The sequence below is a fragment of the Serratia sp. CY55921 genome, from assembly GCF_052167655.1.
GTDB lineage: Bacteria > Pseudomonadota > Gammaproteobacteria > Enterobacterales > Enterobacteriaceae > Serratia > Serratia ureilytica.
Genome location: NZ_JBJNMU010000001.1, coordinates 2,033,254 through 2,057,615, shown reverse-complemented (window position 1 = coordinate 2,057,615; position 24,362 = coordinate 2,033,254). Strand labels below are relative to the sequence as shown.

Here is a 24,362-nt window from a genome sequence, read left to right as displayed (position 1 = left end):
TTCTGACGCTTACAGCCAGCCCGATTTCTTCAGTTTCTGATACAGGAAAATGCAGCCGACGGCGGTCACTCCCAGCGTGGCGTGATAGGCCCACGGGAACTTCAGTTCCGGCATGTCGGCGAAGTTCATCCCGTACAGGCTGAAGACCACCGTCGGGATGGCCAAGATTGCCCCCCAACCCGCCAGCCGTTTCACCACTTCGTTTTGTTTGACCGTCACCAGCGCCAGGTTGACGTGCATGGCGTTGGTTAGCATTTCGCGCATGTCGTCGATATTGCTGACCACCTGATGGGCGTGATCTTGCACGTCGCGCACGTAGGCGCGCAGCTCTTTCGGGATCACCTCTTCGTGCAGGCGGATCAGCTGGTTGCAAATTTCATCCATCGGCAGCGCGGCGTTGCGCAGCGCCAGCAGATGGCGGCGCAGGGTATAGACGTTCTCGATCGCCGCCTGATCGAACTCTGACTGAAACATGTTGGCTTCAATGTTCTCGATGGTGCTCTCGAAGCGCGCCACCACGCTGCGGTAGTTATCCACCACGAAGTCCAACACCGAATAGAGGGCGAAGCCCGGCCCGCGGCACATCTGCTTGTGGTTCTCTTCCGCCTTGGCGCGGATCGGCGCGTAACTGGGCGAAGCGCCGTGGCGCACCGTCACCAGAAAGTTTTTGCCGACGAAGAAGTGGGTTTCGCCGTATTCGATTTCGTCGTGCTCGCCCCACTGCGCGGTTTTCACCACGATGAACAGCGAGTCGCCGTAGGTCTCCAGCTTCGGCCGCTGGTGCGCGCACAGCGCGTCTTCGATCGCCAAATCGTGCAGCCCGAACTCCGCCTGCACCTTGCGCATAAACGCCGGCTCCGGCTGCCTTAATCCCAGCCAGATGAAGGTGTCGGGCTGTTTGACCACCTCACTGATATCGTCGATGGTCACTTCGCCCAGCCGTTGGCCGGCTTTGTACGCTACACAGTTCACCACCATGCTTTTGCTGTCCATCCGTCCATCCATTAATCAGTCAGCGTTTTGGTAAGTAAATAACACTCATGTTCCACCGGATACTCTTTCAGCGTCATTTGCAGCTGATAACCGAGCTTTTCGTAGAACGGCCGCGCCTGAAAGCTGAAGGTGTCGAGGCGGGCGTAGCGGCAGCCGCGCGCCTGCGCCTCGTGCTCGGCGGCGCGCATCAGTCGGCCGCCGAGGCCGCTGCCGCGCTGGGTATCCGCCACCCATAGCCACTCGACGCTCAGCCAGTTGCCCCAGGTTTCGGCGGTCAGGCCGCCGATCACCGCGCCGGCTTCGTCGCGCGCATAGACGCTGAGCGGCTTGCGGTGGCTGGCGTCGATATGCGGCAGGTTGTAAGCGCGCAGGCCTTGCCTGATCGCATCGAGGGTTTGTTCGTCGATCGCGTCGGTAACGGTAATGTCCATTTTTCCTCCTGGGTAATGGATTAACTTAAGCACATGGCGGCTAAAAGGCAACCCGTTGAAATGTAATGCAAACGACCGTGGCCGCTGAGTGGGCTACACTAAACGGGTCATTTCATCTTCAGGAGGACGCCATGCCCCGATTGACTCTGCTGGCCGGTTTGCTGCTGTGCAGCGGCCTGGCGCACGCCGCGCCGACGGTCAGCCAATTGCAGGACGGCCTGGAACACCCTTGGTCGCTGGCCTTCTTGCCGGCGGAACAAGGCCTGCTTATCACCGAACGGCCCGGCCGGCTGCGGCTGTGGCAGCAGGATAAAGGACTGTCGCCGCCGATCTCCGGTGTGCCGCAGGTCTACGCCGAAGGGCAGGGCGGCCTGCTGGAGGTGCTGCCGGCGCCCGATTTCGCCGCCAGCCGCCGGGTGTATCTCAGCTTCGCCGAACCGGGCGAGGGCGGCAAAGCCGGCACGGCGGTCGGCTATGGCCGCCTGAGCGACGATGGCGCGCGGCTGGAAAACTTTAAGGTGATCTTCCGTCAGCAGCCCAAGCTGTCGGTCGGCAATCACTTCGGCGGCAAATTGGCGTTTGATCGGCAAGGCTACCTGTTTATCACGCTGGGCGAAAACAATCAGCGGCCGACGGCGCAAGAGACCGACAAACTGCAGGGCAAACTGGTGCGGCTGACCGCCGAGGGCGCCGTGCCGCCGGACAACCCCTGGGTCGGCCAGGCAGGTAAACGCCCGGAGGTTTGGTCTTACGGCCATCGCAATCCGCAAGGGCTGGCGTTGAACCCGTGGAGTGGCGCAATCTGGGAGCATGAGCACGGCCCGCGCGGCGGCGATGAGCTCAACATCCCGCTGCCGGGTAAAAACTACGGCTGGCCGCTGGCCACCTACGGCATCAACTATTCCGGCCAGCCGATCCCCGAGGCGAAAGGGGAGCGGGTGCCCGGCACCGAACAACCGCTCCACTATTGGCGGGTTTCGCCCGGCCTCAGCGGCATGGCGTTCTATGATGGGCAGCGCTTCCCCGCCTGGCGGCACTCGCTGTTCATCGGCGCACTGGCGCAAAAGGCACTGATTCGCCTGACGCTGAAGGGGGACAAGGTGGTGGCGGAAGAGCGGCTTCTGGGCGATCGCGGCGAACGCATCCGCGAGGTGCGCAGCGGGCCGGATGGCTACCTGTATCTGCTGACGGACGAACGGGACGGCAAGCTGCTGAAGGTCGGGGCGTCGTAACGCCCCGCACGCGTCAGGTGAGTGCGCTCATCACGCCGCGCTGGTAGGCCGGGCGTGCGCGCAGTTGCTGATACCAGCGCTCCATGTTCGGCCGCGGGCGGCGGGCGATCGGCATTTCGAACCAGGCGTAGGCGAAGCTGCCGAGCGGGATATCGCCGAAACCGAACGCGCCGCCGGAGAGGTAAGGCTGGTGCGCCAGCGTCTGTTCGATGACGTCGAAGTGTTTTTCCAGCGTGGCGATCGCCGTTTCGATTTTCGCCATGTCGCGCAGCTCCGGCGCGGTGCGTATCAGGCCCCAAAAGACGATGGTGAAGGCCGGGACAATCGTCGAGGTGGTCCAGTCCATCCATTTCTCGGCGGCGGCGCGCGCCTGCAGATCTTGCGGATAGAACGTCGCGTCGCCGAATTTCGCCGCCAGGTAGCGCACGATGGTGTTGGACTCCCACAGCACGAAGTCATCGTCCTGCAGCAGCGGCACCAGGCCGTTCGGGTTCAACGCGCGGTAACTCTCTTCGTTGACTTTGCCGAACGCCCCGCCGGCGTTGATGTGGGTGTAGTTGAGCCCCAATTCGGCGGCGCACCACAGCACCTTCCTGACGTTGTTCGAATTCTCACGACCCCAAATGGTCAGCATGGGATAACTCCGTTAGCGGATAATAAGGACCCTCTATACCTACGCCACAACGCGCTTTTTGTCACACCGCAGGGCACTTTTTGTCTGCCGCTCAGCGTTCCCAGCGGCACACTTCCCAGCCGCGCTCCGCCGCCAGCGCGCTCAGTTCGCTGTCGGGGTTGATCACCGTGGCGCTGTCGACGAATTGCAGCATCGCCTTGTCATTGAGAGAGTCGCTGTAGCCGTGGCTGTGCTCGAACTTCAGGTGCGGGTGCTGCGCCAGCCAGTGCTGCAGGCGGATCACCTTGCCCTGTTGATAGGTCATGGTGCCGTAGGTGTTGCCGGTGAAGCGGCCATCGCTGATTTCCACGCCGATCGCCAGCGCATCGTCGGCGCCGAGCTGTTCGGCGATCGGCGCCACCAGATGCTCGCCGGTGGCGGAGATCACCAGGATGCAGTCGCCGCGTTCGCGGTGCCACTGCAGGCGTTCGCGGGCGGCGGGATAGACGCGCGGCAGGATGTCGCGGCGGATGTAACGCTGCACCCAGCCGGCCACGGTTTGCACGCTCAGGCCGGCCAGCGGCGCCAGCGTGGCCTGCATGTAGTCCTCCATCGACAGCTTGCCCTGATAATAGAGCTGCATCAGCTGCTGCTCCTGCAGTTCCAGCTCCGCCGGCGCGAACCCCTGGCCGACCAGCCAGCGGATCCACAGGCTGGCGCTGTCATCGTCAATCAGGGTTTCATCCAGGTCGAATAAGGCTAAATCCATCAGTATTTCTCCGGCAGGCAGGGTATGAGGTCGTTTACAGGATAGCGGATAGCGCACGTCGCCAGCCAGCGGCGTCGGCGAAATTGCGCAGAGCATAAGAAACATTGATGACGGTTTTGCGACAGTTTGTTGAACGTTTGCATAACTTAGAACGCAACAATATTGGCCGCTCCGGCGAGCGCGGTGATAACTATGAAGCAAATGCAGCTACCCGCTGGGGAGTGACAATGTTGATTATTCGCCTGTATGGCAGCCCGATCGTGATCGGGGAAGAAGAGGAACCGCATGATGACGCATCTGACGACGCAGAAGACGCTGCCGCTGCTGGATCTTTCGCAGCTTGACGGTGATGCGCGCCAACGGCGCGCCTTTCTCGACGATCTGCGCGCGGCGGCTCGCGACGTCGGTTTTTTCTATCTGCGCGGCCACGGCGTGGACGGCGCGCTGAATGCGCGGCTGCAGCACGCCGCGCGGCAATTCTTCGCCCTGCCGGAAGCCGACAAGCTGGCGGTGCAGATGGTGCATTCACCGCACTTTCGCGGTTACAACCGGGCGGCGGCGGAACTCACGCGCGGGCAGCCTGACTGGCGCGAGCAGTTCGATATCGGCGCCGAGCGCCCGGCGCTGACGCTGTCTGATGACACGCCGCGCTGGGCGCGCCTGCAGGGGCCAAACCAGTGGCCGGCGGCGCTGCCGACGCTGAAACCGCTGCTGCTGCAGTGGCAACAGGCCATGACCGCCATGTCGCTGCGGCTGCTGCGCGCTTTCGCTTTGGCGCTGTCGCTGCCGGAGCAGGCGTTCGATCGCTTGTACGGCGAGAAGCCCAACGAGCACATCAAACTTATCCGCTATCCGGGGCGGGACGCCACCGGCAGCGCACAGGGCGTCGGCGCGCACAAGGACTCCGGGTTTCTCAGCTTTTTGCTGCAGGACGCGCAAAAAGGGCTGCAGGTAGAGGTGAGCGAAGGGCAATGGATAGACGCGCAGCCGCGTGAAGACACCTTCGTGGTGAACATCGGCGAGCTGCTGGAACTCGCGACCAACGGCTACCTGCGCGCCACGGTGCACCGGGTGGAAACGCCGCCGGCGGGGCGCGACAGGTTGTCGATCGCTTTCTTCCTCGGCGCGCGGCTGGACGCGGTGGTGCCGCTGTATCAACTGCCGCCGCAGCTGGCGGCGCAGGCGCGCGGCCCGGCCAGCGATCCGCTCAACCCGCTGTTTCGCGACGTGGGCGACAATTACCTGAAAGGGCGCATCCGCTCTCACCCCGATGTGGCGCACCGTTTTTATCAGGACGTCATCGGCGTCTGAACGCCGGGCGTAAAAAAGCCCGGCGCGTCGGCCGGGCTGATGGTGCGCTGATGCGGTGATTATTCGGCCAGCGCCTGCTGCAGATCGGCGATCAGATCTTCCACATCCTCAATCCCTACCGACAGGCGCACCAGCTGCGGCGTGATGCCGGTTTCCAAGCGCTGTTCCAGCGGAATGGAGGCGTGCGTCATGCTGAACGGCTGGCTGATCAGGCTTTCCACGCCGCCCAGGCTTTCCGCCAGGGTGAACAGGCGCGAACGCTGGATGACCCGGCGCGCATAGGCGTCGTCGCCTTTCAGCCGTACCGAGATCATGCCGCCGAAGCGCGTCATCTGGCGTGCCGCCAGCTCATGCTGCGGATGGCTCGGCAGGCCGGGGTAATAGACGTTTTCCACCTGCGGCTGGCTCTCCAGCCACTGGGCGATGCGCAGCGCGCTGTCGCTGTGGCGCTGCATGCGCAGTGCCAGAGTGCGAATGCCGCGCAGCGTCAGGAAGCTGCTGAACGGATCGAGAATGCCGCCGACCGCGTTTTGCAGGAAACCGAGCTGTTCCCCCAGCGCCGGGTTATTCCCCACCGCCGCGACGCCCGCCACCACATCGGAGTGGCCGTTAAGGTATTTGGTGGCGGAGTGCACCACCACGTCAAAGCCCAGATCCAGCGGACGTTGCAGATACGGCGAGGCGAAGGTGTTGTCCGCCACGCTGATGAGCTGATGCTTTTTGGCGATCGCGGCGATGGCGCTCAGATCCGCCAGCTTGAGCAGCGGGTTGGTCGGCGTTTCCACCCAGATCATTTTGGTATCCGGCTCGATCGCCTGTTCCAGCCCGGCGAGATCCGCCGGCGACACGTAAGTCACGCGCAGGCCGGCGGTGCGGCTGCGCACTTTTTCCAGCAGGCGATAGGTGCCGCCGTACAGGTCGTCTACCGCGATCAGGTGGCTGTCTTTATCGAGCAGCTCCAGCACCGTGGAGCACGCCGCCAGACCGGAGGCGAAGGCGTAGCCGCGGCTGCCGCCTTCCAGTTCGGCGATGGCGCTTTCCAGCGCGGTGCGCGTTGGGTTGGCGCTGCGGGAGTATTCGTAGCCGGTATGTTCGCCCGGCGCCGGTTGGGCGTAGGTGGAGGTGGCGTAAATCGCCGGCATCACTGCGCCGGTCGCGTCCGGGGTGTAACCGGCGTGAACGGTCAACGTATCAAACTTGGCCATAATGGATCCTTATTAACGTAATTTTTGGCGCCAGGCGTTAAGCACGTCTGTGCGGGTAATCAGGCCGAGGAAGCGCTCGCCGTCGAGCACCACCGCGACGTGGCCATGGTTGAAGGTGGCCTGTAATTCCTCGTAGCCGGCTTCCTTTTGCAGCGTCTGGACCTGCTTGGTCATCGCGCTGCCGGCCGGCAGGCTGAAGTGGGCGGCGTCGGCCTGGACGGCGTTCAGCAGATCCCACTCATCGATCAATCCGACCACCCGATCGCCTTCCAGCACCGGTAGCTGCGAGATGTCGTACAGCCGCATGCGGGCGTGCACGATCGCCAGCGTGTCGTCCGGCGCGGCGGAAACGGCGGCGCCTTCGTCGTGGCGATAAGCGATCAGATCGCGGAGATCGCCGTGCTGCGGTTTGCTCAGCAGGCCCTGCTCCAGCATCCAGTGGTCGTTATACATTTTAGACAGGTATTTGTTGCCGCTGTCGCAAACGAAGGTCACGACCCGCTTGGGTTCGGTTTGCGCGCGGCAGTAACGCAGAGCGGCGGCCAGCAGGGTGCCGGTGGAGGAGCCCGCCAGCACGCCTTCCTTGCGCAGCAGATCGCGCGCGGTGGTGAAGGCTTCTTCATCGCCGATGCGGTAAGCGTGGCGCACCTGGTCAAAGTCGCTGAGCGGCGGGACGAAGTCTTCGCCGATGCCTTCCACCAGCCAACTGCCCGCTTCGCCGATTTGGCCGTGGTCGAGATAGTCCGCCAGGATAGAGCCGGCAGGGTCGGCCAGCACGAATTCCGTCTGCGGCGAAACCTCGGAGAAATAGCGGCTCAACCCGCCCAGCGTGCCGCCGGAACCGACGCCGACCACGATGGCGTCCACGTCATGATCCATCTGCCGCCACAGTTCGGGCGCGGTGGTGGTGGTATGGGCCGCCGGGTTGGCCGGGTTATTGAACTGATCGATATAAAAGGCGCCGGGGATCTCCCCGGCCAGGCGTTTAGCGTAATCCTGATAATAAGCCGGGTGCCCCTTGCCGACGTCCGAACGGGTCAGCAACACCTCTACCCCCAACGCGCGCAGGTGGAAGATCTTTTCGCGGCTCATCTTGTCCGGCACCACCAGCAGCAGCTTATAGCCTTTCAGCGCCGCCACCAGCGCCAACCCCAGGCCGGTATTGCCGGCGGTGGCTTCGATGATGGTACCGCCCGGCTGCAGTTTGCCGTCGCGCTCGGCCTGCTCGATCATCGACAGCGCCACGCGGTCTTTGATCGAACCGCCGGGGTTTTGGTTCTCCAGCTTGACGAACAGCCGGCACGGGCCGGTATCAAACTGGGTCAGTTCCAACATCGGGGTATTGCCAATCATCTCGATGACGGAATGGGGGATCGCCATGACTCATCTCCAGGATTATTCGGTATAAAAGTCGTTGTGCGGATGATAGCGCTGAGGATAAGCGCTTTAAAAAGAACAAATAACGGTTCTATATGCCATTATGGAATATATTAATCTTTTTTAGACGTATGGAAGCGCAGATGTTTAGCGGTGCAGATGCTTGGCCGTTTAGCCGTGGATGGGGGCGAAAGTGCGCGTCTCGATGCTTTTTTGAACGATAAATGCGTGCCTGCGTACAGTTATGTAAAAATGCTGAAAATTCACGCTAAACCCTGCAAAAATAAGATAAATCACATAAACTCACAGCAAGGGCATTTTCGGTGTGTTGTGTTACCCGCTACGGGCGCCGCAGGGGGTTGCGGCCGGCACGCGCGCACCGGGCCACTCTCGCTGGTTGGCTTAAAACGTGAACATGTTTGAAAGTTAACGCTATTTCAATGGTTTTGAATGGACACTCTGGCGACGTCATGATGAAAAAAAACTTATCCACTTCCCTGAAAAAACTGACCTTCAGCGTAGGCATCCTGTTGCTGGCCACCCCGGCCGTACACGCGGCCGAGCCGCCGGCGCCGCCGCAGGTAGACGCCAAGGCCTTCATTCTGATGGATTACAACAGCGGCAAAGTGCTGACCGAAGGCAATGCCGATACGCGTCTCGATCCCGCCAGCCTGACCAAGATCATGTCCAGCTACGTGATCGGCCAGGCGATCAAGGCCGGCAAGATCAAGCCGGAAGACATGGTCACCGTCGGCAAAGACGCCTGGGCGCCCGGTAACCCGGCGCTGCGCGGCTCTTCGCTGATGTTCATCAAGCCGGGCGATCAGGTGCCGGTGCTGGAACTGAATAAGGGCATCGTGATCCAGTCCGGCAACGACGCCAGCATCGCGCTGGCGGACTACGTGGCGGGCAGCCAGGATTCGTTCGTCGGCCTGATGAACAACTACGCCAAATCCCTGGGCCTGCAGAATACCCACTTCCTGACGGTGCACGGCCTGGATGCGGAAGGGCAGTACAGCACCGCGCGCGACATGGCGCTGTTGAGTCAGGCGCTGATCCGCGACGTGCCGGACGAATACGCGCTGCATAAAGAGAAAGAGTTCACCTTCAACAAGATCCGCCAGATTAACCGCAACCGTCTGCTGTGGAGCAGCAACCTGAACGTCGACGGCATCAAGACCGGCTACACCAGCGGCGCCGGTCACAACCTGGTGGCGTCCGCCACCGACGGCCCGATGCGCCTGATCTCGGTGGTGCTGGGCGCGCCGAGCGATCGCGTGCGCTTTAGCGAAAGCGAAAAGCTGTTGACCTGGGGCTTCCGCTTCTATGAAACCGCGACGCCGATCAAGGCCGATAAACCGTTCGTCACCCAGAAAGTGTGGTTCGGCGACGTCAGCGAAGTGCCGCTCGGCGTGGCGAAAGACGCCTCGGTCACCATTCCGAAAGGGCAGATGAAAAACCTGAAGGCCAGCTACAAGCTGACCCAACCGACGCTGGAAGCGCCGCTGGCGAAAAACCAGGTGGTCGGCACCATCGATTTCCAGCTGGACGGCAAAACCATCGAACAGCACCCGCTGGTGGTGATGCAAGAGGTGAAAGAGGGCAACTTCTTCAGCCGCATCTGGGATATGGTGATGATGAAGCTGAGCCAGTGGTTCGGCGGGATCTTCGGCTGAATAGCCTGATGTAAGGAGCGCCCCGGGCGCACCATCCTCGACCAAGCCGCAACGGAGACGTTGCGGCTTTTTTTATTTTCAGTATCCGGCCGAAGCGGCGCTTTAAAAATAGTCCACCAGCATGGTGGCGCCGCTGGAGAAGTCGCCTTCCGCCAGGGTGACGGCGCTGTTTTTCACCGGCACTGCATCAAGCGTCGGCGGATTGGCGTAGTCGATGTTCAGCGGCGTATTGATGGCGAAGGCCTTACCGTTGGCCAACAGCTTGATGCCCAATCCAGTGACGCTGCTGGTCAACACGCTGTTGTCAAAGGCCGCCGCGCTGCCCATGATCTTCATTTTCAACTGGCGGCTGTTATCCAGAAACTCGCATTTGATGCTGTAATCGATGCGTTGCATATAGCGGCTGCCGTCGATGCGTTTGATGCCGACCTTGCCGAAGTCGATATCGATGGTGCGCCCGTCGTTGATCACGCAAGGCGGAGGCGCCACCACGGTGGCGGTGATGTTGACTTTGGTGCCCTGATCGGCGGCCTGAGCGGCCGAGCTAATCAATTCCAGCGCCAACAGCAGGGCGCAGCCCGTTTTTATCGTCATGTTCATTCTGGCTCCCGTCTCAAGGTGCGCTGAAGATCAGCGTGGCCGAGCCCGACAGCGGACCGGTGGCGATGCTGGTGTAAGGGACATTGTTCTTCACCGGCACAAAGGTGACGGTGTCGTTGCCCAGACCGTTGACGATGCGCGTTCTGAAGGCATTGTTGGGCTTTACCACCGCGCCGTTGTGCACCATGGCCACGCCGACGTTGGGGTTGGTGGTCTTGATAAAATCGCTGGAGAAGCCGCTGGCGTCGCTGACCATCCGGATCAGAATATCCTGCGTCGCACTCTGATCGTCGCACTGGTAGCTGAGCGCTTTGTCCTGTTTGATCTGGGCGTCGTTGGCGCTCTGGGTCAGGAAGTCCTGGCGGATCTGACCAAAATCGACATTAATTTGCTGGCCGTTGTTGATGGTGCAACTGGTGGTGACGAAGTAGGCGTCGTTGTCGGCGATCAGGCGCCAGCGATAAACGCCGCACTGTGGGCAGCCCGGTTGATCGTTGGTCTGAATAAAGTTGATTTGGCCGATGACATCACCCTTATTCACCTTGATGTCCGGCGTTGGGAAACGGTTCAACACGATATAGACCCGGATGGCGACAGACTGGGTCTGCAAGCCGGTGAGGCTGAGTACGCTGATGCCGGCAGGCACCGGGGAGTTATAGTCGCTGCCGTTGATGGTCGTGCCGCTGCCGATCGAGCCAAAAATCGCGCCGTTCATCGACAGCGCCGGGCTATCGGTTTTGAGATAGTCGTACCAGCTCGCGACGTCGTTTTTACAGGTGACCTGGCTGACGTTGACGATTTCGTTTTTGCCATAAGAAAGCTGCGGCCCGATGCGAACCCGGACGTCAACCGGCGTGGCCGATCCCCCTGGGGGAATAAGTCCGCCATCGGACGTGCGGCAAGTAAATGCGTTGGCGTTGCCAAACAGCAGGAAGAAAGAGAGTGCCAGGCAGCAACGTAAAAATAGCAGGGCTGTTTTTCTCACGATAATATCCCGATATATATAAATGGTGTGCGGCGTTACTCCGCAATGAAATATTGCCAATCAGGCCGGCTGGCCATATTTATTCCGTTAAAGGAGAGTGAGATGCATCTTTGTTGGGTATGCCGTTGTTATCGCCACCGCCTAACAACGCGGTGGGATACCACCTCAACGAGTTGTTGATGGAGCCGTCCGTCACAATCACTTCTTGTCGGGCGACAAGATCCAATAACAGCCGTCGAGCCCGGTAAACACCGACGTTGACGGCATTGGCCAGTTGCCGTGTCGAGAGCCACTGCTGCTGTGGCGGCGGCCCGGCGACGGGACATTGACGGGGCGATTGCGCGAATAATGTTTGCAGCAGATCGTGCTGCAATTGCCGTATTTCCTTTTGTTTCGGAGATAACGCTTCCATAGCACTTCCTCTGTATTCCGATTGCCGTATTCCTAAGAAAAAACAAACATTCGCCGTCTACCAACAACGAGGTAAAACGCGAACAAAGAAAATTCCTATCGATTTATCAGGATTGAAAAAAAAGGCGTTGCCCGCCCCGTTTTTACCTATGTTCAGGCAGGGGGGGCGTCACGCAGAAACCTAAAATTTTGGTTTATTATATTCACAAAGTGCCACTTTGCGATCTGATTACTTGTGAATCTCGCAAAAACAGGATATTGCTCTATAAAAGTATTTTTTACGATCTATGAGCCTAAAAATAACAGTAAATTAACTTTAATTAGGAAATAAATTGCGAATGTTCGCCTTGATCAAAAAAAGCCTTTTTTTGCTGAGAGGCATTTGCCAGAATATTCATCGCCGGACAAGAAGGGCGGATTAGAAAGTATTGGCCCCTGCTCGTTGTGATTTCGTTTATTTTTATAGGACGAATTCATTAATGGGTGGGCCGCTGCAGACTTACCGTTATCGACTTTTTATTGTCGGTGCCTTTGGGTTTTGGCAGTTAACCAACTAGCAAGATGCTAAAGAATCAGGGCTGCGCACATATAAGCGCGAGCAGGTTTCCTGTTGCTCTTTTTCTTGATTGGAATATGCATTTTTTCTTATAAGGAATATAGGTTCTATGAAACTTAACAAAATCATGATGGCTGCAGTGATTGCATTTGGCGCAAGTTCTTTTGCACAGGCAGCCGATCAGGGACACGGTAAGGTCACCTTCACGGGCTCTATTATTGATGCGCCATGCTCTATTGCGCCTGAGTCGATCGATCAGACCGTTGATCTGGGCCAGGTGTCCAACGTGGCGTTGAAAAACGGCGGCAAATCCAACCCGCGTCCGTTTGAAATCAAGCTGGAGCAGTGCGACATCACCACCCTGAAAACCGTTAAAACCACCTTCAGCGGCGTAGCATCGTCTACCGATAAGGATCTGCTGGGCATCGCGGGCACCGCCAGCGGCGCCGGCGTAGCCATCTCTTACAATGGTCAGCCGATCAAACTGGGTGAAGCGACTACCGCGCAGACTCTGAACACCGGCAACAACACCCTGCATTTCGCCGCCTACCTGCAGGGCGAAGGCGCTTCCGCCGCCATCGTTCCGGGCGACTTCACCGCCGTAGCCGATTTCACCCTGGCTTATCAGTAAGTGAGTCCGAAGGCTTAATCAACCAGGCATGGGGTTCGCCGCATGCCTGGTGAATCTCCCTGTCAAAGGAATGTCGCGATGTTTTTACCAAGGAATCGAGCGGGTGCCGTTCTTTTGGCGTCGTTGGCGTTTGCGCCCGGCTATGCAACTTCCGCCGCGCAGGGGTGGGGCAAGGTCAGTATGCACGGCGCCATTATCGATACCGCCTGCGCCATTGCCGCCGGCAGCCGCGATCAGACGATCGATATGGACACTCTTCCTCTCGGGCAGATCATTCGTGACGGCCAGGGGATGACCAAACCTTTCAGTATTGAATTGGTCAACTGCATTTTGGAACGGCCGGAAAACAAACCTGATTGGAAATTCTTTCAGGTCACGTTTGATGGTTATGCGGAAGGCGCTCTGTTTGGCGTACAGGGCGAGGCGCGCGGCGTCGCATTGAAGATAAAAGACAGCAACGGCACGCCGGTTATTCCAGGGAAACCCTTACCGATGGAAGGAATAATACCGGGAAATAGAGTGCTGAATTATTCCATGACGTTGATGCCGAATCATCAGCCGTTGAAGGCGGGAGCGTATTTTTCCACAGTGCGTTTTAAGCTGGATTATTTTTGATTTTTTCTCGTACTGACGGTTAATTCGTTATTGAAAGGACTTTTATTATGCTTTCACCGGCAGGGAAGTTATTTCGTCTTCAAGCTTTGGGGCTCTGTGTTGCCCTTTCTCTGGGAAATCCGATCGCGTTGGTCTATGCCGCCGACGTTATTCAATTCAATACTGACGTATTAGACATCAACGATCGTAAAAATATCGATCTGAGCCAATTTACGCGCAGCGGCTACATCATGCCGGGCGTTTATACCATGGTGGTGCACGTCAATAAGAACGACCTGCCGGAACAGCCGGTGACGTTTTTGGCGCCTGAGAACGATCCTAAAGGCAGTGAAGCCTGTCTTTCACCGGCATTGGTCAACCAACTGGGGCTGAAAGAAAAGCTGTTAAGCACGCTTAACTGGACACACGGCGGCCGCTGCCTTGACGCCTCCAGTCTGGCGGGGATGGAAGCGCGCGGCGATCTCGCCAGTTCCGCGCTGTATCTCAACATCCCACAGGCCTATCTGGAGTACAGCTCGGAAAACTGGGATCCGCCTTCTCGCTGGGATGACGGTATTCCCGGGCTGCTGTTTGACTATAACGTCAACGCCCAAACGCAAAAGCACCAGAAAGGCGGCAGCAGCTACAGCCTGAGCGGCAACGGCACCGGCGGCGCCAACCTGGGCGCCTGGCGCCTGCGCGCCGATTGGCAGGCCAACCTCAACCACCAGACCGGATCTTCTCAGCCGACTGACAAACAGTTCGACTGGAGCCGCTATTACGCCTATCGGGCGATCCCGGCGCTGCGTTCGCGGCTGACGATGGGGGAGGATTACCTGAACTCCGACATTTTCGACAGCCTGCGCTTTACCGGCGTCAGTCTGCGATCCGACGACAGCATGTTGCCGCCCAACCTGCGCGGCTATGCGCCGGAAGTGACCGGCGTGGCGAAAACCAACGCCAAGGTGGTGGTCAGCCAGCAAGGGCGCGTGCTGTATGAAACGCAAGTGGCGGCGGGGCCGTTCCGCATTCAGGACATCAACGACGCCGTTTCCGGCGAGCTGGACGTGCGCGTCGAAGAGCAGGACGGCAGTGTGCAGGAGTTCAAGATGAACACCGCCAACATTCCTTACCTGACGCGCCCGGGCACGGTGCGTTACAAGCTGGCGACGGGCAAACCGTCGGAGTGGGGGCATCACCTGCGCGGGCCGATGTTCGGCACCGGCGAGTTCTCCTGGGGCATCAGCAACGGCTGGTCGCTGTACGGCGGTGGCATCGCCGGCGGCGATTACAACGCGCTGTCGCTGGGGATCGGGCGCGATCTGATGGCGCTGGGGGCGCTGTCGTTCGACGCCACGCAGTCGCGCGCGCGTTTGCCGCAGGAGGGCACGCTTACCGGCGGTTCGTATCGGTTGAGCTATTCGAAGAACTTCGATGAATACGACAGCCAGGTCACCTTCGCCGGTTACCGCTTCTCCCAGGAGGACTTCATGAGCATGGGGGACTACCTCGATGCGCGTTACGAAGGGGGACGCAGCGGCAAGAGCAAGGAGATGTACACCATCACCTTCAACAAACAGTTCCGCGATCTGGGGCTCAGCACCTATCTCAACTACAGCCACCAAACCTATTGGGATCGGGCGCCGAACGATCGTTACAACCTGATGGTATCGCGCTACTTCGATATCGGCGATTTCAAGAACGTCAGCGTATCGCTGTCGGCCTATCGCAACCGTTACAACGAGCGCAACGACGACGGGATGTACCTGTCGCTGTCGCTGCCCTGGGGCAGCGCCGGGACGCTCAGTTACAACATGACGCTCGATCGTGAAGAGAACGCTCATCGGGTCGGTTACTACAACCGGGTCGATGAACACAACAACTATCAGATCAGCGCGGGCGCCGCGCGCAGTGGGGCGACCGCCAGCGGGTATTACAGCCATCAGGGCGATATGGCGCAGATCAACGCCAACGCCAGCTACCAGGCCGGCCGCTATAGCGCCGTCGGCATTGGCGCGCAGGGCGGCCTGACGATGGCGGCGGAAGGGGCGGTGCTGCATCGCGTCAATACGCCGGGCGGCACGCGCTTGCTGCTCGATACCGAAGGCGTCGCCGGCGTGCCGGTGCGTGGCTACGGCAGTACGGTGCTGACCAACCGTTACGGCAAGGCGGTGGTGGCGGATGTGAACAGCTACTACCGCAACAAGGCCAGCATCGATCTCAACAGCCTGGGCGACAACGTCGAGGCGACGCGTTCCGTGGTGCAGGCCACGTTGACCGAGGGGGCCATCGGCTACCGCAAGTTCGAGGTGATTGCCGGCGAGAAGGCGATGGCGATCGTCAAGCTGGCGGACGGCAGTGAGCCGCCGTTTGGCGCCACGGTGCTGAATGCCCGCAAACAGGAGACCGGCATCATCAATGACGGCGGCAGCGTTTACCTGTCCGGCCTCAACCCCGGCGAGCGCATGAGCGTGCACTGGAACGGCGCGGCGCAGTGTGAAATCCAGCTGCCGGCGCCGTTGCCGGCCGAAATGCTGATGAACACGTTGCTGCTGCCTTGCCGTCCTCTCACCGGTAACAAGCCGGCGGAGAACGCCAACTGATACCCCCGGCGGAGCGTGCTTCGCCGCTAAACCGCCGGGGCGGAATCGCCCGCCTTCGGCTGACTGGAACCGTGAAGACATGATGAATCTGACTATGACCAGAAAGACCGTTTCCCTTTTGAGCTCGCTCGCCGCCGCGTTGACGATCGGCGCGATCGGCCTGCCCGCCCATGCGGCTATCGCGCTGGATCGCACGCGCGTGATTTTCGACGGCGACCAGAAAACGGTCAGCCTCAACATCAGCAATCAGAATAAGCAATTGCCCTATCTGGCCCAGGGGTGGATTGAAGACGATCGCGGCAACAAGATCCAAAGCCCTTTCACCGTGCTGCCGCCGGTGCAGCGGGTGGAGCCGGGCAAACCGAGCCAGGTGAAGATCCAGTCGCTGCCGGCGGCGCGTCAGCTGCCGCAGGACAGGGAGACGCTGTATTACTTCAACCTGCGCGAGATCCCGCCGCGCAGCAATAAGCCGAACACGCTGCAGATAGCGTTGCAGACGCGCATCAAAATGTTTTATCGCCCGGCGGCGCTCGCCCCGAAAAAGAACGCCGCACCGTGGCAGGAGCAGCTGACGCTGACCCGGCAGGGTGACAAGTACGTGGTGAACAATCCGACCCCGTATTACGTGACGATCGTTGAGGCGAGCGCCGGCAAGGGCGGGAAAGGGGCCGCCGGCTTTGAACCGTTGATGGTGGCGCCGAAGGCCAGCGCCCCGCTGAACGTCTCAGCCGCGAGCCTCGGCAGCGGCCCGTCGCTGGCGTACATCAACGATTACGGTGGTCGGCCGCAGTTGAACTTCCGCTGCGCCGGCAATGCCTGCCAGGTCGTGCCGGTCGCCAAATGACGAGCCGCGCGCAAGCAGGTAAGACCAAGTCATGAACACAGCGGAGTGAACGAATCATGCAACGAAAGAACCCCATGCTGTTGGGAAAGGCCTATGAACGTCATCAGCGACGCACTATTGGCCTGACGGTGTTGGCCGCGCTGATGGTGCCGCTGACGGCGGGCACGATGTTGATGCTGATGCCGCCGGCCCGCGCGGTGGATAACTGGGACGTTGAGGGGGCGAACGGCACGCTCCACGTCTACGGCGCGTTAACGGAAAGCGCCTGCAGCCTGGAAATGACCACCGCCCGCCAGGAGGTATGGCTGGGCGAGACGGGAACGGCGCACTTCCAGCGCCCGGGCGATCGCGGCACGCCGGTCGCCTTCGAGCTGACGCTGAAAGACTGCCTGCGGGCGCCGGCGAGCAACCGCGACGCCTGGACCGGGGTTCTGGCCTGGAGCGGCAGCCAGCCTGCGGTGTCCGTCGCGTTTTCCGCGCCGACGGATGACGACGCGCCGGGTCTGGTCAGGGTCGCCGGCGTCACCGGTTTGGGGTTGCAGTTGGCGGATGCCCGCGGTCTGCCGGTCCGCCTCGGCGCGCGCAACAAACCGGTATTGCTGACGCCGGGACAAAACACCCTGACGTATACGGTGACGCCGGTGCGCACTCCGGCGACGCTGAGCGCCGGCGCTTACCGCGCGGCGATCGATTTCCGTCTTTATTACGACTAATACGCCGCTTGCGCCTGGCAGGCGCAAGCATAACCAAAGGGAGTGGCGTCATGCGCGCGACAGAGACGAACCGGCGCCGAAGCGCGCTGCTGGGAGCCGGCATGGTGATGCTGGCCGGCATGATGGCGCAGCCGGCGGCTGCGGCGGAAAACATGCGCTTTCACGGTACGCTGGTGGCCGAGCCGTGTGTCATACAACCGGGGGATGAGGACATCCAACTGGATTTCGGCACCATCGTCGACAAATACCTGTACCTGAACACCCGCACCCACAGCCAAACCTTCGCGTTGCACCTGACCGAGTGCGATCTCAGCCTGGGCAATACGGTGGCCATTACGTTTACCGGTACTGAGAACGCCAAACTGCCCGGCCTGTTGGCGTTGGATGGCGGCAGCCTGGCGTCGGGGATCGGCATCGGGCTGGAGGACAGCAGCGGCAAGGCGCTGCCGCTCAATCGCGCCAGCGATAAATTCCGTCTGAACGCCGGCAACACCACACTCACGCTGCAAGCCTATGTGCAGGGAGAGCCGGAAGCCATCCAGACGAAGTCCATCGGCCGCGGCACCTTCAGCGCGGTGGCCACCTTCACGTTGGAATACGAATAAGCGCCTACAAGGACAAGAAACGCAATGATGAGAAAGCACGTCAATCACGCCCTGCGCATGGGGATGCTGTGCCTGTTGGCGTTGAGCGCCGCCGCTTGCCAAAGCCAAAAGCCGGGCAAGCCTGCCGTGAACACCCAAAATCAGGCTGCGCAACCTCCGTCAGAAGAGGTGTTGCGCAAGCAACGTGAGGCCGAGCAACTGCGGCAGTGTCAGGAGCAACTGGGCGCGTTGCGCACGATCAACGAGAAACAGTATCAGCGCTACAAACAGGCGTTCGACAGCCTGATGAGCGGCGCTTCCCAGTACGCCAACCTGCGCGCCCGGGTAAACGGTGACACGCAGGAGACGGTGGATGCGCTGTATCGCTACAAGGTCAACTATCTGTGTGCCGGGGTGAATCAGGCGGTGTTGACCGGGCTGGCGGATCGCGGGGAGCAGGTTAAATGAGGCTGCGTCTGCTGGGCTGTGTCGCTTTGCTGTTCGCCGGCGTCGCGCAAGCGGACGACGGCGTGCCGGCGCTGCTGCAGTTTGCCGAGCAGTATCAACGGCAGAATATCGGTCCGGCGACCGAAAAAACGGCGCCGGACGACCGTGAGTCAGGGAAAAAAAAGCGTGAGCCGGCGAAGCGCCTGTCGGACAACAGCCAATCCACCTCACCGGCCAAAACGTTTACGCTGAGCCAGGAGTTATTGGCGCGCGATCAACAGCTGGCGCGCCAGCGAATGGCGCTGACGGCGCTGCGCCAGGAGCTCGCCGCGCTGCGGGCGGAGAAAGCGGCGCCACCCGTCGCGGCGTTGCCGGACTCGTCAACGCTTCAACAGTGGATCGCCGGGCTGGGCGCCGCCTGGCGCGGTTCGCCCGACGCGCAGCGCGCCGAGGCGCTGTTGCGTCAGGCGACGCAGGAAACCGCCAAAAGCAGAGCGACGGCGGCGCAGGCCGAACGGCGCGTCACCGAACTTGAGTCTGCCGCACAGGCATCGGCACAAACGCTTGCACAGCGCCAACGCGAGCACCAGGAGGCGTTGCACGCTCTGCGCGCCGCGTTGGAAGAAAGCGAGCAGAAGCGGGCCGGTGAGCAGAAGGCGACTCAGCAGGCGCGCGAAGACCTGCTGGCGTTGCGTAAGCGGCTGCAATGGGAGATGACGCCGGAGCAGTTGAAGGATGAACGCAAGCGTTTGTCCTATGCGGCGGGCAGTGCGCTGGGGCGGGATATTCAGGGGTTGATGACGGAGCGTCAAAGCTGGGGCGTGCCGGTGGATCGCGACAGCCTGTTGGCGGGCGTTATCGACAGCGTGTCGGGACGTTTGCAGCTGTCGCCGCAGGAACTGAATACGTTGACGGCGCAGGCGGATGCCGCCGCCGTGGCCGCGCGTGAGAAACGCGTTAACCAGCAGCGGCGGCGCGATGACGATTACCTGACGCAGTTCAGTCAACAAAAGGGCGTAAAGCAGTCGGCGATGGGCTTCTGGTATCGGGTGGATTATGCCGGGGAGGGGGCGCTGGCGCCAACGGCGGTGGTCGATGTTGTGGTGAAAGAGAAGCTGACCGACGGCACGGTGATCCAGGATATGGATCTGAGCGGCAAGGTGCTGTCGCAACCGCTGTCCGAATACCCGCCGCTGTTCCGGGAGGCGATAAGTCATCTGCACAACCACGGCTCGTTGACGATGGTCGTGCCGCCGGCGCTGGCCTACGGTGAAACCGGCTACCCGCCGAAGGTGCCGCCCAACGCCACCATGGTTTATGAATTGCGCATCGACAACAGCCAGGCGCCGGCAAAGGGCGTCCAGGCGGTTAAACGGGAAGCCGACACGGCGGGAGGGCAGGGATGAACACGATGATAAAAATCGCGTTATTTGATGAGAATCGATACTTCAGCGCCGGTTGGCAAGAGGCTCTGGCGCTGCACTTCAGCACTTACGGCAAGCGCACGCTGTTAGTGGATGCGCGGCAGGCTCATGAAGCCGATCTGGTGTTCTGCTATTTTCCTCCCGGCGTGCAAAGCTGTTTTTGTCACCTCTCTGAGGCGCAGCCCGTGGGGCGTAAAACGCTGTATTTCTCGTTGCGAACGCCGGAGGGACGGCATAAACGCACCGTCGGTAACCGCTGCTCGCTGGAGGCCGGCGTCATCTACCACGATATGCCGTTGGTTTCGGCGCTGTATCAGGTGAGCGCCGAGCTGGAGCGGCGCAGCAAATGGCCGGGCAGACTGAACTGTGGCAGGAACTGCGCATGCCAACACCGGGGCTTGACGTTGCGCGAACAAGAGATCATGCGCTGCATGACGCGGGAGATGGGAGTCACGCAAATCGCTCGGATGCTGGATATTAGCGTGAAGACGGTCAGCAATCACAAGATGAGCGTCATGCGCAAAATGGGATTCCGGCGTAATGCCGAACTTTACGGCTGGCTGCGGCACAGCGCTCGTCCCGGGGCTGTGGGGCTTCGCGCGGGCATTCAGCCCGGCGTTGCGGCAGGAAAGGATCGCTATTGAAACGGCGCCGGCCAAGTCACACCGGCCGGCGCCTTAAGTGCCTCGCCGTGGCGATCAGTTGCAGGCCACGACCTTGATCGCCAGCCCGCCCTGTGAGGTTTCGCGGTATTTGGCGTTCATGTCTTTGCCGGTCTCGTACATGGTTTCGATCACCTTATCCAGACAAACCCGCGGTTCGCTGGTCCGGCGCATCGCCATGCGTGCGGCGTTGACCGCCTTAACGGCGGAAATGGCGTTGCGTTCGATGCACGGCACCTGAACCTGGCCGGCGAGCGGATCGCAGGTCAGCCCCAAATGGTGCTCCATGGCGATCTCCGCCGCGATGCACACCTGCGCCGGGCTGCCGCCGAGCAGCTCGGTCAACCCGGCCGCCGCCATTGAACAGGCCACGCCCACTTCCCCCTGACAACCGACTTCGGCGCCGGAGATCGAGGCGTTCATCTTGTACAGCGCGCCAATCACGCCGGACGCCAGGAAATAGCGGGTGTAGGAGTTGGCGTTCACCGGGCGGATGAACTTGTCGTAGTAGGCCAGCACCGCAGGGATGATGCCACACGCGCCGTTGGTCGGCGCGGTGACCACGCGGCCGCCGGCCGCGTTCTCTTCGTTGACCGCCAACGCGAACATGTTGATCCAATCGACCACGTTCATCGGATCGATATTGTTCTTGTCTCCGGTCACCAGAATGCGGCGCAGCGCGGCGGCGCGGCGCGGCACTTTCATCGGGCCGGGCAGCAGCCCTTCGGTGTTGATGCCGCGCTCGATACCGGCGCTCATCACCTGCCAGACATCGGCGAAATGCGCGTCGATATCCGCCTTGCTGCGCAGCGCCAGCTCGTTTTGCATCACCAGGCCGGACAAGGACAGCCCGGTCTCCTTGCAATGCTGCTGCAGATCGTGCGCTGATTTGAACGGATAGGGCACCGGCGTAGCGCCCTCGGCGGACTGGCCGAAGTGCTCTTCGTCGACGATAAAACCGCCGCCGATCGAGTAATAGGTTTTGCTGTGCAGCAGGCGTTCACCGGCGAAGGCGCGGATGCGCATGCCGTTTTCATGCAGCGGCAGGTTGTCGCTGTGGAAGTTCATGCCGCCGTGCAGCGGGAAATCCACCTCGTGGTGGCCGTTGGCCAGCGGCAGGCGGCCGCGTTGCTCAACGTCGCGAATAAAGCCCGGAATGCTGTCGATGTCTACATCGTGCGGCAGGTTGCCGGCCAGGCCCATGATGATGGCGATGTCGGTGTGGTGACCTTTACCGGTCAATGACAGCGAACCGTAGACGTCGACCACCACGCGGGTGGTGTCCTGCAACTGCTGGTGCGCGATCAGCTCGTCGACGAACTGTTTGCCGGCCTTCATCGGGCCAACGGTGTGGGAGCTGGATGGGCCGATACCGATTTTGAAAATATCGAAAACGCTGACCATGGTCTCGCCTCCTTCTTCAGGTTTCAGGCGGTGAATACGGGAAATGGGGGAGTGCGGGAGGGCCGGCGCGCAAGCGGCGCCGGCCGGGCGTGATTAGCCGAGCAGGCTGAACACGATGGCAGAGATGGCGATCAGACCCATCACAACCACGAACACGTTGCTGATGTGGCCGCTGTACTTGCGCATGGCAGGCACTTTACGGATGGCGTACATCGGCATCAGGAACAGCAGCATGGCGATGATTGGGCCACCCAGGGTTTCGATCATGCCCAGGATGCTTGGGTTCAGGGTGGCGACGATCCAGGTGGTCACCAGCATGAAGATAGCGGTCATGCGGTTCAACTTGGCGGTGCTGACGGTTTTGCCGCGGCTCTTCATCGACTTGGCGACCAGGCCGTTGAAGCCTTCACGGGCGCCCAGGTAGTGGCCCAGGAACGATTTGGTGATGGCGACGAAGGCGATAACCGGCGCGATGTACTCGATCATCGGGTTGTTAAAGTGGTTGGCCAGGTAAGACAGAATCGAGATGTTCTGCGCCTTGGCTTCCGCCAGGTTTTCCGGCGTCAGGCTCAGCACGCAGCTGAACACGAAGAACATCACGGTCAGCACCATCATGATGTGTGCATAAGCCAGAATGCGGGAGCATTTCTTCTCGGCGTCTGCGCCGTACTCTTCGCGTTTGGCGACGGCGAAGGCGGAGATGATCGGCGAGTGGTTGAAGGAGAACACCATCACCGGGATTGCCAGCCACAGGGTCATGATCAGGCCGTGACCCATGCCGGTACCGCTGCCGGACAGCGACACGTTTTCGAAGATGGCGCCGGTCCAGTTAGGGATCAGGTATACCGCCAGCAGCATCAGCACCGCCACGAACGGGAAGACCAGGATGCTCATGGTTTTCACGATGGCCTGCTCACCGAAGCGCACGATGGTCATCAGGCCGACGATCAGGATCAGCGACAGGATGGCGCGCGGCGGCGACGTCATGCCCAACTGGTGGGTAATGAAGCTGTCGACGGTGTTGGTGATCGCCACGCTGTAAACCAACAGAATCGGGTAGATGGCGAAGAAGTACAGCAGAGTAATCAGTTTACCGGCGGTGATGCCGAAGTGCTCTTCTACCACGGCGGTGATGTCTTCACCGGGATTTTTACCGGACAGAACGAAACGGCACAGGCCGCGGTGGGCAAAGAAGGTCATCGGGAAAGCGATGATGGCCATGATGATCAAAGGAATCAAACCGCCGATGCCGGCGTTGATTGGCAAGAACAGGACGCCTGCGCCGATGGCGGTGCCGTACAGGCCCAACATCCACATGGTATCCGTTTTACGCCAGGTAGTGCTGGAACCCGAAGCCGCAGAGGCAATTGTGCCGGTCTGTGTAGTGTCCATAAATATCTCCGAAGTGAACACGAATTTAAAATTAAAAGGCAAAACTTAAGGTTAAACCGTCAAACGTCCTATTCAGGCAACGCTTGCGGTAAGAATCAGGTGTTGCTTGCGGGGATGTTTTGGCGTCCCCCTGGTTGTTTATTGTGTTCATTACCACAGGCACAGCGCCGGGTAATTCACCAAAGACTTTTCACCGCCACGGGGTGATAAAAGTCGTTACCGCTGCCGACAGGTCTTTGCCTGTCGATTTTTGTTGGCGGCAAGATAACGATTTACAGTAGAAACAACCGTGATCCTGCTCTCAAATGCGTAATGTGTGCAGTTATCTGCTTTTTCATCGATTTTTCGCGCATTTGTTGCACATTTGTGTAAGATTTTGTGCTGAGAACGCTCTCATAAAAATTTCTGCGATTATGCGGCTTGTACAATAATCAGCCGGATAAAGCGCTGTGCTCAGCAGCAAGCCGAGCAATATATTTTATGCGTGGTTTTGGATCTAGCTAAAAACCCGGATTAAGCAGTTTTAGTGACGTAGATCACATTGTATTTTTAAGTCAAATGAGATGTATTTATTTGTTTTTAAAGGAGTTTCATTGAAAATCGCCGCTAGTAACGAAGGGAAATTACTTACGTGGTTAGCGGATAAAAATGCGTAACCATTCATCATATAAATAACAGATAGCTAACAGGTATTGGCGAGATTTGCTGCAATAGCCTAACCGGCCGTTTATTTAAACATCCCGGTCTTTGGCGCGATTTATCATATAAAAGCCATAAATAGTCGTTAATTCATCCAGCCGAAAGCGGGTTTGACCAGAGAGAAAATAATCACTCGGGTGACCTGTTGCATTTTATTAACCTGATGTTGCGTGAGGATAAGCGAAAAATGCGTATCGATTGCGCAT

Annotated in this window: 24 protein-coding genes; 13 read left to right on the top strand and 11 right to left on the bottom strand. The window is 59.9% G+C overall.

Going from position 1 to position 24,362, the window contains the following annotated elements; genetic code table 11:
• Nucleotides 1-9 precede the first annotated feature (9 nt).
• Together ACJ8M3_RS09985 and ACJ8M3_RS09980 are read right to left on the bottom strand one after the other, a co-directional pair.
• Nucleotides 10-993, bottom strand: coding sequence for a magnesium and cobalt transport protein CorA (locus ACJ8M3_RS09985; RefSeq protein WP_089196831.1), 984 nt, complete (start codon nucleotides 991-993; stop codon nucleotides 10-12).
• 11 nt (nucleotides 994-1,004) lie between these two features.
• On the bottom strand, nucleotides 1,005-1,424 hold the full coding sequence (locus ACJ8M3_RS09980; RefSeq protein ID WP_033642494.1) for a GNAT family N-acetyltransferase: 420 nt from the start codon (nucleotides 1,422-1,424) through the stop codon (nucleotides 1,005-1,007).
• 131 nt (nucleotides 1,425-1,555) lie between these two features.
• On the opposite strand from ACJ8M3_RS09980, the gene ACJ8M3_RS09975 reads away from it, so the two are divergent.
• Nucleotides 1,556-2,656 (top strand): PQQ-dependent sugar dehydrogenase, encoded by a 1,101-nt coding sequence (locus ACJ8M3_RS09975; protein WP_089196832.1) that lies wholly within the window; start codon nucleotides 1,556-1,558, stop codon nucleotides 2,654-2,656.
• 13 nt (nucleotides 2,657-2,669) lie between these two features.
• Here ACJ8M3_RS09975 and ACJ8M3_RS09970 read toward each other — a convergent pair whose 3' ends face one another.
• On the bottom strand, nucleotides 2,670-3,290 hold the full coding sequence (locus ACJ8M3_RS09970) for a glutathione S-transferase family protein (protein WP_033642496.1): 621 nt from the start codon (nucleotides 3,288-3,290) through the stop codon (nucleotides 2,670-2,672).
• 91 nt (nucleotides 3,291-3,381) lie between these two features.
• The gene (locus ACJ8M3_RS09965; RefSeq protein ID WP_033642497.1) at nucleotides 3,382-4,038 is read right to left on the bottom strand and encodes an HAD family hydrolase; all 657 of its coding nucleotides are present in this window, start codon (nucleotides 4,036-4,038) and stop codon (nucleotides 3,382-3,384) included.
• Between the two features lie 107 nt (nucleotides 4,039-4,145).
• Here ACJ8M3_RS09965 and ACJ8M3_RS09960 point away from each other — a divergent pair, with 107 nt between their 5' ends.
• Nucleotides 4,146-4,382: a hypothetical protein gene (locus ACJ8M3_RS09960; protein WP_071845076.1), complete on the top strand. Its 237-nt coding sequence runs from the start codon at nucleotides 4,146-4,148 to the stop codon at nucleotides 4,380-4,382.
• Complete coding sequence (locus ACJ8M3_RS09955) at nucleotides 4,327-5,349, top strand: isopenicillin N synthase family dioxygenase (RefSeq protein WP_033644235.1); 1,023 nt, start codon at nucleotides 4,327-4,329, stop codon at nucleotides 5,347-5,349. Before ACJ8M3_RS09960 ends, ACJ8M3_RS09955 begins: the two co-directional genes overlap by 56 nt.
• A 59-nt stretch (nucleotides 5,350-5,408) precedes the next feature.
• On the opposite strand, the gene ACJ8M3_RS09950 is transcribed toward ACJ8M3_RS09955, so the two are convergent.
• Together ACJ8M3_RS09950 and ACJ8M3_RS09945 are read right to left on the bottom strand one after the other, a co-directional pair.
• A complete protein-coding gene (locus ACJ8M3_RS09950) occupies nucleotides 5,409-6,554 on the bottom strand; it encodes a trans-sulfuration enzyme family protein (protein ID WP_089196833.1) in 1,146 nt (381 codons plus the stop codon).
• A 12-nt stretch (nucleotides 6,555-6,566) separates the two neighbouring features.
• Nucleotides 6,567-7,934 carry a pyridoxal-phosphate dependent enzyme gene (locus ACJ8M3_RS09945; protein WP_033642499.1) on the bottom strand — a complete coding sequence of 456 codons (1,368 nt, stop codon included), beginning with the start codon at nucleotides 7,932-7,934 and terminating at the stop codon, nucleotides 6,567-6,569.
• A gap of 467 nt (nucleotides 7,935-8,401) precedes the next feature.
• On the opposite strand from ACJ8M3_RS09945, the gene ACJ8M3_RS09940 reads away from it, so the two are divergent.
• Nucleotides 8,402-9,607, top strand: coding sequence for a serine hydrolase (locus ACJ8M3_RS09940; protein ID WP_172428002.1), 1,206 nt, complete (start codon nucleotides 8,402-8,404; stop codon nucleotides 9,605-9,607).
• A 102-nt stretch (nucleotides 9,608-9,709) separates the two neighbouring features.
• Here the strand turns inward: ACJ8M3_RS09940 and ACJ8M3_RS09935 are convergent, their stop codons facing one another.
• From ACJ8M3_RS09935 to ACJ8M3_RS09925, 3 genes are all read right to left on the bottom strand, one after another.
• Nucleotides 9,710-10,201 carry a fimbrial protein gene (locus ACJ8M3_RS09935; protein ID WP_226772988.1) on the bottom strand — a complete coding sequence of 164 codons (492 nt, stop codon included), beginning with the start codon at nucleotides 10,199-10,201 and terminating at the stop codon, nucleotides 9,710-9,712.
• Nucleotides 10,202-10,220: 19 nt separating this feature from the next.
• Entirely contained in the window at nucleotides 10,221-11,039 is an 819-nt protein-coding gene (locus tag ACJ8M3_RS09930; protein WP_033633691.1) for a fimbrial protein, read from the bottom strand.
• 232 nt (nucleotides 11,040-11,271) lie between these two features.
• Entirely contained in the window at nucleotides 11,272-11,604 is a 333-nt protein-coding gene (locus ACJ8M3_RS09925) for a hypothetical protein (RefSeq protein WP_046686743.1), read from the bottom strand.
• A 664-nt stretch (nucleotides 11,605-12,268) separates the two neighbouring features.
• Between ACJ8M3_RS09925 and ACJ8M3_RS09920 the strand changes: the two genes are divergently transcribed.
• The 9 genes from ACJ8M3_RS09920 to ACJ8M3_RS09880 all read left to right on the top strand — a co-directional run bounded on the left by ACJ8M3_RS09920 (nucleotide 12,269) and on the right by ACJ8M3_RS09880 (nucleotide 20,643).
• Nucleotides 12,269-12,790 carry a fimbrial protein gene (locus ACJ8M3_RS09920; RefSeq protein ID WP_025302212.1) on the top strand — a complete coding sequence of 174 codons (522 nt, stop codon included), beginning with the start codon at nucleotides 12,269-12,271 and terminating at the stop codon, nucleotides 12,788-12,790.
• A gap of 78 nt (nucleotides 12,791-12,868) precedes the next feature.
• Nucleotides 12,869-13,405, top strand: a complete 537-nt coding sequence (locus tag ACJ8M3_RS09915; protein ID WP_033642500.1) for a fimbrial protein — start codon at nucleotides 12,869-12,871, stop codon at nucleotides 13,403-13,405.
• 47 nt (nucleotides 13,406-13,452) lie between these two features.
• The gene (locus ACJ8M3_RS09910; RefSeq protein WP_074446877.1) at nucleotides 13,453-15,987 is read left to right on the top strand and encodes an outer membrane usher protein; all 2,535 of its coding nucleotides are present in this window, start codon (nucleotides 13,453-13,455) and stop codon (nucleotides 15,985-15,987) included.
• 79 nt (nucleotides 15,988-16,066) lie between these two features.
• Entirely contained in the window at nucleotides 16,067-16,831 is a 765-nt protein-coding gene (locus ACJ8M3_RS09905) for a fimbria/pilus periplasmic chaperone (RefSeq protein WP_080350172.1), read from the top strand.
• A 74-nt stretch (nucleotides 16,832-16,905) separates the two neighbouring features.
• Complete coding sequence (locus ACJ8M3_RS09900) at nucleotides 16,906-17,544, top strand: fimbrial protein (protein WP_046897038.1); 639 nt, start codon at nucleotides 16,906-16,908, stop codon at nucleotides 17,542-17,544.
• 50 nt (nucleotides 17,545-17,594) lie between these two features.
• On the top strand, nucleotides 17,595-18,149 hold the full coding sequence (locus ACJ8M3_RS09895; protein ID WP_033642504.1) for a fimbrial protein: 555 nt from the start codon (nucleotides 17,595-17,597) through the stop codon (nucleotides 18,147-18,149).
• 24 nt (nucleotides 18,150-18,173) lie between these two features.
• Nucleotides 18,174-18,596 carry a hypothetical protein gene (locus tag ACJ8M3_RS09890; RefSeq protein WP_046686746.1) on the top strand — a complete coding sequence of 141 codons (423 nt, stop codon included), beginning with the start codon at nucleotides 18,174-18,176 and terminating at the stop codon, nucleotides 18,594-18,596.
• Nucleotides 18,593-19,981, top strand: coding sequence for an FKBP-type peptidyl-prolyl cis-trans isomerase N-terminal domain-containing protein (locus tag ACJ8M3_RS09885; protein WP_069100895.1), 1,389 nt, complete (start codon nucleotides 18,593-18,595; stop codon nucleotides 19,979-19,981). The genes ACJ8M3_RS09890 and ACJ8M3_RS09885 overlap by 4 nt, the downstream gene beginning before the upstream one ends.
• Entirely contained in the window at nucleotides 19,978-20,643 is a 666-nt protein-coding gene (locus tag ACJ8M3_RS09880; RefSeq protein WP_060659724.1) for a response regulator transcription factor, read from the top strand. Before ACJ8M3_RS09885 ends, ACJ8M3_RS09880 begins: the two co-directional genes overlap by 4 nt.
• 54 nt (nucleotides 20,644-20,697) lie before the next feature.
• Here ACJ8M3_RS09880 and ACJ8M3_RS09875 read toward each other — a convergent pair whose 3' ends face one another.
• Both ACJ8M3_RS09875 and ACJ8M3_RS09870 read right to left on the bottom strand, forming a co-directional pair.
• Nucleotides 20,698-22,065 carry an L-serine ammonia-lyase gene (locus tag ACJ8M3_RS09875; RefSeq protein ID WP_033642507.1) on the bottom strand — a complete coding sequence of 456 codons (1,368 nt, stop codon included), beginning with the start codon at nucleotides 22,063-22,065 and terminating at the stop codon, nucleotides 20,698-20,700.
• A 93-nt stretch (nucleotides 22,066-22,158) separates the two neighbouring features.
• Nucleotides 22,159-23,457 (bottom strand): HAAAP family serine/threonine permease, encoded by a 1,299-nt coding sequence (locus tag ACJ8M3_RS09870; RefSeq protein WP_033650641.1) that lies wholly within the window; start codon nucleotides 23,455-23,457, stop codon nucleotides 22,159-22,161.
• Between the last annotated feature and the right edge of the window lie 905 nt (nucleotides 23,458-24,362).